The sequence below is a fragment of the Streptomyces sp. CB03238 genome (assembly GCF_002099185.1).
Taxonomy (GTDB): Bacteria; Actinomycetota; Actinomycetes; order Streptomycetales; family Streptomycetaceae; genus Streptomyces.
In genome coordinates, this window is sequence record NZ_NBCN01000034.1 from 42,178 (window position 1) to 50,024 (window position 7,847).

The 7,847-nt window shown below is 70.9% G+C and carries 7 protein-coding genes; all 7 read right to left on the minus strand.

The features are described 5' to 3' along the window. Positions 1-8 precede the first annotated feature (8 nt). Positions 9-959, minus strand: coding sequence for a phage tail domain-containing protein (locus tag BKD26_RS35910; RefSeq protein WP_084906969.1), 951 nt, complete (start codon positions 957-959; stop codon positions 9-11). Then, entirely contained in the window at positions 959-5,227 is a 4,269-nt protein-coding gene (locus BKD26_RS35915) for a phage tail tape measure protein (RefSeq protein WP_084906971.1), read from the minus strand. The genes BKD26_RS35910 and BKD26_RS35915 overlap by 1 nt, the downstream gene beginning before the upstream one ends. Before the next feature lie 38 nt (positions 5,228-5,265). Continuing rightward, positions 5,266-5,664 carry a hypothetical protein gene (locus BKD26_RS35920; RefSeq protein WP_084906974.1) on the minus strand — a complete coding sequence of 133 codons (399 nt, stop codon included), beginning with the start codon at positions 5,662-5,664 and terminating at the stop codon, positions 5,266-5,268. Next, entirely contained in the window at positions 5,607-6,161 is a 555-nt protein-coding gene (locus BKD26_RS35925) for a hypothetical protein (protein ID WP_143662767.1), read from the minus strand. The genes BKD26_RS35920 and BKD26_RS35925 overlap by 58 nt, the downstream gene beginning before the upstream one ends. Before the next feature lie 2 nt (positions 6,162-6,163). Continuing rightward, positions 6,164-6,781, minus strand: a complete 618-nt coding sequence (locus BKD26_RS35930) for a hypothetical protein (protein ID WP_084906978.1) — start codon at positions 6,779-6,781, stop codon at positions 6,164-6,166. Positions 6,782-6,913: 132 nt separating this feature from the next. Next, complete coding sequence (locus tag BKD26_RS35935; protein ID WP_143662768.1) at positions 6,914-7,357, minus strand: hypothetical protein; 444 nt, start codon at positions 7,355-7,357, stop codon at positions 6,914-6,916. Further along, positions 7,354-7,847: HK97 gp10 family phage protein (locus tag BKD26_RS35940; protein ID WP_206603751.1), on the minus strand; the 494-nt coding region annotated here is incomplete at its 5' end. The genes BKD26_RS35935 and BKD26_RS35940, both read right to left, overlap by 4 nt.

Consider the following 7,847-nt stretch of genomic DNA (forward strand, 5'->3'; position numbering starts at 1 on the left):
TTCTCCGTTCACAGGGCGGTGTACGCCGACCGCCACGCCACTTCGAGCCGCGCGGTGCCGGTGGGGTCCTCCGCGCTCCAGCCGATCTCCGAGCGGCCCCGCGGGATGGCGAACAGGTCCAGGCGCGACTCAGGCGTGAGGTCGTTCGCCACGTTCACCGTGCCGTTGCGCAGGACCCAGCAGGTACCGGGCCGGGTCTCCATCTCCACCCACTCCCCGGCACGCAGCGACAGGTCGGGTTCGAGGACGCGGCCGGTAACGCTGTTCCAGATGCGCGGGCGGGTGACCGGGCCGTGGATGCGGATGCTGGGCCACGAGGCGACGTTGCCGTGGTTGGTGATCCATCCGGGCCGGTCGTCTCCGGGCTTGTGGTCCGGGTCGTCGCTGGCGCGGCAGGCGGGCGGGCACAGCGCCTCGTCCACGGTGCGGTCGCCCAGGGTGTGCTTGGCGGCCTGGTCGAGGCCGAGGGTCAGCTTCGACAGTTCGTCGTCGTACCAGCGCGGGTCCGTGGCAGCGAACTCGATATCCAGCGGGATCCACCCGTTGATCGCATTGGCGGTGCTGGTGGCCTCCATGCGGCGCAGCCGCCCGTACAAGCGGCGCATCCGGTGGCCGGGCCAGCGGCCCCGCAGCACCGCCCGCCCCTCGGGCCGGGTGCGGGCGGCCGGGTCATCGGCGGCCAGCTCCAGACGGGCGAGCAGGTCGGCCGCAGCGGTCGGATCGCCCGGGGTCTTGATGCCGGCCTCGATGCGTACGGTGCGCGGCCCGTAGAAGTCCTGGCCCGGGTAGGTGCCGTCACCGGTCGGGTTGTCCACATCCTGTGCACGGACCGTCGGCGAGCCGAGCCCTTCGATGTTGCCGATGGGGATGCGGGTGCCCTTGCCGAGGACGACGCCGCCGATCTCGAACTGCCACGGGGCCAGCTCGATGGGTGGGGACTTCTTCAGTGGTGTGGTCATCAAACCCTCCCGCCACGCTGGGCGTTGCGCAGGTTGCGCATCATTTCGGTGCCGATCTGCTCGGGGGTGGCGGAGCTGTCGGTGACGGTGACCGGCATGGTGCCGATCAGCGGCTGCTGCTCGCGCACGACGACGACCTGGACGCGCCCGCCCGCGCGGCCGTCGACGACCCGTGTGCGGGCGCGGTCCGAGCCGGTGCGTACGTCGAAGGCACGGACAACGCCCGCCATGACCTCCGTGCTCCTGGCCCGCTTGAAGGAACTGGCCAGCGTGGGGCTGTAGTCACGGCTGCTCCGGCCACGTACGCCGCCGTTGGCGTACCACTCGACCTGGCCACCGAACCGGTCGACCACGGTCTCCACGATCGCCTTGCTGCGGTCGCGCTTCGAGGCGGCCATGGGCACGTACGCCTCCCCGCCGGTCTCGGGCTCACCCCAGATGCGCCAGCTCCCGGCCGGGGCGATCTGCGCGACGTGCCGCTCGCGGCGCCGGGGACCGGTGATCCCGCCGTCGGCGAAGTAGTCGACAACACCGCCGTCGGCCTGCTTCTTGGCAGCGCGGGCCTGGGCGTCGGCCTGCTTCTGGATGGCGTCAGCGATGGAGGCGTTCGACTCCTGAAGCTGGTCGAAGATCGTCACGTGGCGCGTGGTGACGGTCACCTCTTTGCCGCGCAGCGCGTTGATACGGCCCTGGATCGTGTCGGCCGCTTTCTTCGGGCCCCCGGTGGGGACCGTGACCTTCACGTCCTTGGAGCCGGGGATCTTCTCGATGCGGAAGCCGAGCGACTCCAGCTCCTTGCGGGCACCCGCGGTCGGCGCGCTGACCCGGACGCTCTTCGCGCCGGGCGTCGCCCGGATCTTCGCCTGTACCGCCTCAAGGCTCTTGATCGCCGCGGCGGTCGGCGCCGACACCTTCACGTTCTTCGCGTTCGGGGTCTGCCCGAGCTTGTCGATCAGCACGTCCAGGTTCTTGCGGGCGCCCGCGGTCGGTGCCGTGATCTTGATCTGCCGCGTGCCCGGCACCGTCTTGACGGTGAAACCGAGGCTGCGCAGCTTCTTCTGCGCGCCGTCGCTCAGCGAGTCGACCTTGATCGTCTTCTGCTTGGGCAGCCGGTGGAACTCGGCCTGCACCGCGATCAGGTTCGCCAGCGTGCTGTCCATGCCCTTGGTCTGGAGCAGCAGCGACACCTTCGACGGCAGCAGGCCGAGGCTGTCGGCGACGCCCTCGGCCTGGGCCTTGGCCAGCCCGTAGCCGCGTGCGGCTCGGATCGCCTCCGCGCGGGCGCGGCTCATCTCCCCGCGGGCCTTCGCCAGCGCCGCGGGCAGCGCCTCGCCGTTGCGGATGGCCAGGTCGTAGGTGGCCACCGAGGCGTCGGCCGCCGCGTCGGACAGGGCGGTGAGCTGGGTGTAGAGCTGCTGGCCGTTCCTCGTCGTGGTGTTGAGGGTCTTGTCCTCGTTGACGAGCTGCTTGCCGCCGTAGCCCTGCCCGCGGTTGACGCTCTTGCTTCCCTCCTGCAAGTCGAGGACGGCGGAGTTCACCTTGGCCTTGGCTGCCTGAAGAGAGATCTGGCCGCCCGACAGCAGGTCGAGCGCCGACTTCAGCGAGCGCGTGCGCGTGTCGGCGTCGGCGGTCTCGTCTGCCAGACCGCCGACGGCCGCCTTCAACCGGTCGTATGCGGAAGTGCCGTCCCCGGCCCCCTTGGTGGCCTTGGCGAGCTCCTTCGCGTTCTTCACCGACTCGGCCATCTCACCCTTGACGCTGCCGAGCGCGTCAGCGGCGTCCTTGTACCGCTGCCCGAGGGGCGAGTAGTCCTGGACGGTCGCCTTGCCTCCCGCCCTGTCTTCCCACACCTTGTGCTTGTCGGCGGTCGCCTGGAGCTGCTTCTGCAGCGCCTCCAGTGACGTGCCCTGGCCCAGGTAGGCGTCTGTGAGCGACGCGAGCGGCACGCCGGCCTGCTCCATGACCTTGGTGAGCTGGCCCTGCTCAGTCTTGGTGTCCAGCAGGGACTGGGCCGCCTGCTGGCGGACGTTGCTGTCGATCTGCCCGCCGGATTCGCGCAAAGCCGAGGTCAGTGAGGAGATGCGCTGCTGGTGCTCGGCTGCGGCCTGCGCGGCCTTCTGCTGGCGGGCGGCGAGCAGGCCCAGGCCGACGGAGACACCGGCCATGGCGATCCCGAACGGCCCGCCGAGCGCGTTGCTGACGCCGCTCACAGCGGAGCGCAGTCCCGAACCGGCCGCACGGCCGATGCCGTTCAGCGTCCCCATGAAGGTCACACCGGCGCCGTTTGCGCTGCGGAACGCCGCCGTCATGTTGCCGAGGAAGCCGACCCGGGCCTGGACCGTGGCCCAGGCCGCTCCGTACCGCGACAGCGCCACTCCGGCGGAGGCGGCGAGGGTCTGCTGCACCCGCATCTGCTGGGCGAAGCTCTGGAACCCGGTGCGCACCGGGCCGGTGACCGTGTTGGCCAGGCTGGTCAGGCCGGGCTGCACGCGGCGGAACAGCAGCATGGCCAGGGCCGCCGACTGGATGGGGCCGGGCAGCGCGCCGAAGGCGCTGACCAGCCCGCCCACGACGTGCCCGATCGGCACCAGGACGGCGGACAGGCCCGCCACAGCGTCCATGGCCGCGTTCGCGACGGTGGCGATGATGTCGAGCGTGCCAGCAGCAGCTCCCCCGTCTTCGCCCAAGCCCGAGATGGCAGCCAGTAGCGGTTCCGCGCCGTCGGCCGCGTTGTCCAGAACGTCGCCCAGGGTGCTTGCGGCGTTGATCAGCAGGTTCAGGCCCGTGGCGAGTGCGTCCTCGCCCAGCTCCTTCAGTGGGCTGAGCAAACGTTTCGCCTCGTCGATCAGCCCGCCGAGGCCAGAGCCCGCCTTCGCCTTCAGCTCAGGCCCGTACAGGATCGCGAGGTTGCGGCCGTACTCCAGCGCCGTGGTCAGGTACGGGGTGGCCCCGGCCATCCCGCGGGTAAGCAGACGGGTCACCCACTCCAGGCCGGGCGCCATCCCCTCATACAGGGCGATCCCAGTCTGTTTGGCCTGGGTGCGCAGCTGCGTCATCGCACCGGCGAGACCCTCGCCGCGCGAGGCGGTGATGGACGCTGCTGAGCCGGTCTGCCGTACCGCCATCGACAGGGCGTCGAAGGACTCGGTGCCCTGGTGGGCGAGCGCCACCGCGCCGGACAGGGCGGGCTTGCCGAAGGCGCGGGTCACTCCGGCCGCGAAGTCCTTCTGGCTGATGGAGTGTTCGGCCTTCGACAGACCGTCGATCACCGTGCGCAGGCCCTTGAAGCGCCCCTGTGCGTCCCAGGCTTCGATGCCGAGGTCCCGCAGGGCGTTCTTCATGATCGGCGTCGGCGCCGCCAGGTTGGCGAAGATCCCGCGCAGGCTCGTGCCCGCCGTCTGACCGAGGATGCCGCTCTTGCCGAGCATGCCGACCGCGGCGGCGGTGTCCTGGAGGCTGACGCCGAGCGCGTTCGCGACGGGGCCCGCGTACCGCATCGAGTAGTAGATGTCGGTGATGGAGCCGGAGGCGTTGTTCGCCGTGGCCGCGAGGGTGTCCGACGCCCGGGACGCCTGATCAGCACCGAGGCCGAACTGATCCATGATGTCGCCCAGGTACTTGGCCGACGTGGCGGCGTTGACGTCGGCCGCCGCCGCGAGCTGGAGCGAGGCGCGTACGGCGTCGATCGACTGATCGGCGCGGAAACCGGCCTTGCTCAGCTCGACCATGCCCTCGGCGGCGTCCGCCGACGTGGAGGTGGGCAGCGTCAGGTCGTTGCCGAGTTCCTGAGCGACGACGGCGGCGCGCTTCATCTGCGCCGCGGTCGCGCCGGTCACCGCCCGGAACAGGTTCATCTGCCGCTGGTAGCGGTTGCCCTCCTCGATCATCTCGCCAGTGCCGAGGACGAGGGCGCCGCCGCCGAGCATGTTCGTGGCGGACAGTCCCCGCCGACCGGCCCCGGCGGTCGCCCGCTGGAGCCGGGACATCGACCGCGCTCCGTCATCCCCGGCCGCGCGCAACGCCGCACGGGCCGCCCCGGCGCGGGCGGTGATCCGGTTCAGCTCCCCGACGGCCGCACGGGACGAACGATTCAGCGCAGCGAACTGCGCAGCGAGCCGCGCCCCGTTGACGTCCAGCCGGGACAGAGACCGGTTCACGGCCTCGGTACGGTCCCCCAGGGTCCGCATCTGGGCGGAGGCAGCACGGGTTCCCGCGATCAGGTCGCGGACCTCGGCGCGCATCGCGACCGTGAGGGTGAACCCGGCCACCTCGGGCGGCCTCCTTACTTACGTGGTGCGGGGGTGGATCAGGGGCGCGGCTCGTACTGCTCGCGCGGCAGGAGCTGGATCTTCACGCCATAGCCGGACCGGTCCTGGGGGACGTGATCGCGCTCCTGCTCGATCAGCTCACAGCCGGGACAGCGCAGCGTGTCGGTGACGTAGGCGTGGGGGTCGCCGCCGCGTTCGCGGTCCCACTCCTCCAGCCGGGTGTGACACTCCGGACACACCGACCGCTGCCACTCCGCCCAGGCCAACGCCTTAGCCCGGTCGAGGGCGGACCAGCGGCCGTCGCCGCCGAGGAACTGCGAGTGCGGAATGCCGTACCGCTCGCACAGCTCCAGTTCGGCGCGCAGGCCAGCGTCACGGCTCAGCCTTTTCCCAGCTCGACCCGGCTCTCCTGCTGGATCTGCCAGGCCGCGTCCCACAGCGCGTTGGCGTCCGGCGCCGACCAGCCGTTCAACAGCTCCTCGGCCTCCTCGCGGCTCATGCCGTCCACGGAGGCCGCCGCCACCAGCGCGGCGGGGAAGGTATCGGCGTTGAAGATCGCCCCCTCCTCCGCCTGCTGCTCGGTGGGCGGATGCTCGCTGATCAGCTCCTCCAGCACCGGGCGCGGCAGCGCCCGGAAGGTCAGGAACTCCGAGGCAGCGTCCAGCTCGGCGCGGGCCTGCTTGGCCGCTGCCTCCGCCTCGGCGGCGCGCTGCTGTGCGGACTCGTCGTCCGGGGACGCTTCGGCGAAGATCCGGGCGCGCTGGGCACGCTGGGCGGCTTCCTCCACTCGCTGGCGAAGCTGGTCGTCGTCGCAGATGCGGAGCCGATTCTGCGCCTTGCGCCTACGGCGGAGCCGTTCCATCTTGGCCGACCACGCCCCCTCCGCCGCCGTGGCGGAGGGGGACGGGCGCTTAGCCTGAGCGGGGCGCGACACGCTCAGTCCTCGCCGTGCTCGGTGATGGTCGCGGCCGTCTTGGTGGTGCTCACGACGGTGACGTCAACGTGCTCCTCGTCCGGGTGACCGTCGTCGTCGCAGTCCTCGTCCGGCTTGGGGAGGGTGTGGAACGCCTCGGGCACCGGGCGGTCGAGGCACGGCTCGTCGGTGATCGTGAAGTCGACCTTGAACTTCGCGGCCTCGTTGCCGGTGCTGTACGTCGCGGCGCGGGTGGCGACCTGCACGGGGAACACGTCCACCGAGCGGGAGCCGGGCAGGTCGCCCTTGCGGAGAAGGATGACGTAGCCCTTCGCGCCCTTGGGGAGCTGCTGCTCGATCGCGTCGGAGAACCGGTCCTCGTAGAACGTCAGGCTGGAGTTCTCGGCCTTGTCGTTGCCCGGGATCGAGGAGTTGAAGGTCGAGCCCATGTCGGGGGTCTCGATGGGGTCGTTCTCCAGCGCCCAGCCCTCGATGTCCGAGACGGCGTCGGTCAGGGCGAACGCGCTGTTGATCTCCCGGCGGCTGGGGTACTTCGGGTCATTGAGGTCCTTCGCCCAGAGGATCTTGGAGATGCCGCGCCGCAGAAACCGGGTCTGGGTCTTCTTCGTGCTCGTGGACACAGGTCCGCTCCCACTTCTGGGGCAGCGCACCGGTGCCGAGGCCCTGCCCCTTGAGGTTCAAAGGGGGTTCGCCTGGCCTGGGGCCTAGCGTCCGCGCGGGCCTCCGCGGTGAGGATCAGAAGAAACGTTCCTTCATGCTGGGGTCACGGTGATCGTGACCCGCTGCACGTAGGACACGATAGCGCCTGCCGCCGACACCGAGGGCTCTCCTCCGGCGTCGTAGGTCAACTCCCGGTCGATGACGCGAGCTTCGGGAACGTGCAGGTCGTGGGTCCAGCTTCCGTCGGTCCGGCCGACGACACCGGCGCGCACGCGGTCGGCCAGCCACTCGACCTGATCGGCTCGTTCCCCGACCGAGGTGACCTGGTAGGACCAGGCGGCATCGGCGTGCCAGTCCCACAGGGGCGGGCCCGCGAACTCGGCGGGCAGCGAGTCGAGGATCGTGTACGGGACGGGCGCGGGCTCCCACCCGGACTTCCCCTGAACACGCGGGAGTTCACCGACACCACAGGGGCGGCCCGTGACGTGCTCCAGGAGGGCGGCGAGCGCGCGGGTCACCGGAAGACGAGCGGTCACGGCAGCACCCCGTCCGCCAGGGCCTGGATGAACGCCGGTTCGGTCTGCCGGAACGCGGGCTCGACGTGCGGGAACGGCGGCTGCCGGTAGTGCCGCCCGAGGCTGTCCACGCCGACGAAGCCGTACTCCAGCCGTCGCGCCTGCGGGGCGTCGGAGAACACCTCGGCGGTGACCTCGCCACCGCCGGTGCGCATCCGCACGTCCCAAGAGGCGCGGTACTGCCCGGTGATCACGTTCGGTCCGGGCCTGCCGCTCGCGTTCCGCTGAATGCGGACCCGAAGCAGCATGGCGTGGTGACGCGTGATCGTCCGCGTACGGGCGCGGGCGGCCGGACCCATCCGGGCCAGCGCGGCGGCCAGCGCAATCGGATCACGGAACGCGGTCGCATCCGGGTGAGCGTTGGGGTGCGGGTTCGCCGGCGCCATCAGTCGACCCTTAAGAATGTTGGCGGTCCGGGAGGACCGGGTGTGGCTGATCAGTCGATGCCGCT

Bases quoted from the DNA above. Each gene is read 5' to 3' on its own strand.
- BKD26_RS35910 (WP_084906969.1), bottom strand. From the start codon at position 959: ATGACCACACCACTGAAGAAGTCCCCACCCATCGAGCTGGCCCCGTGG.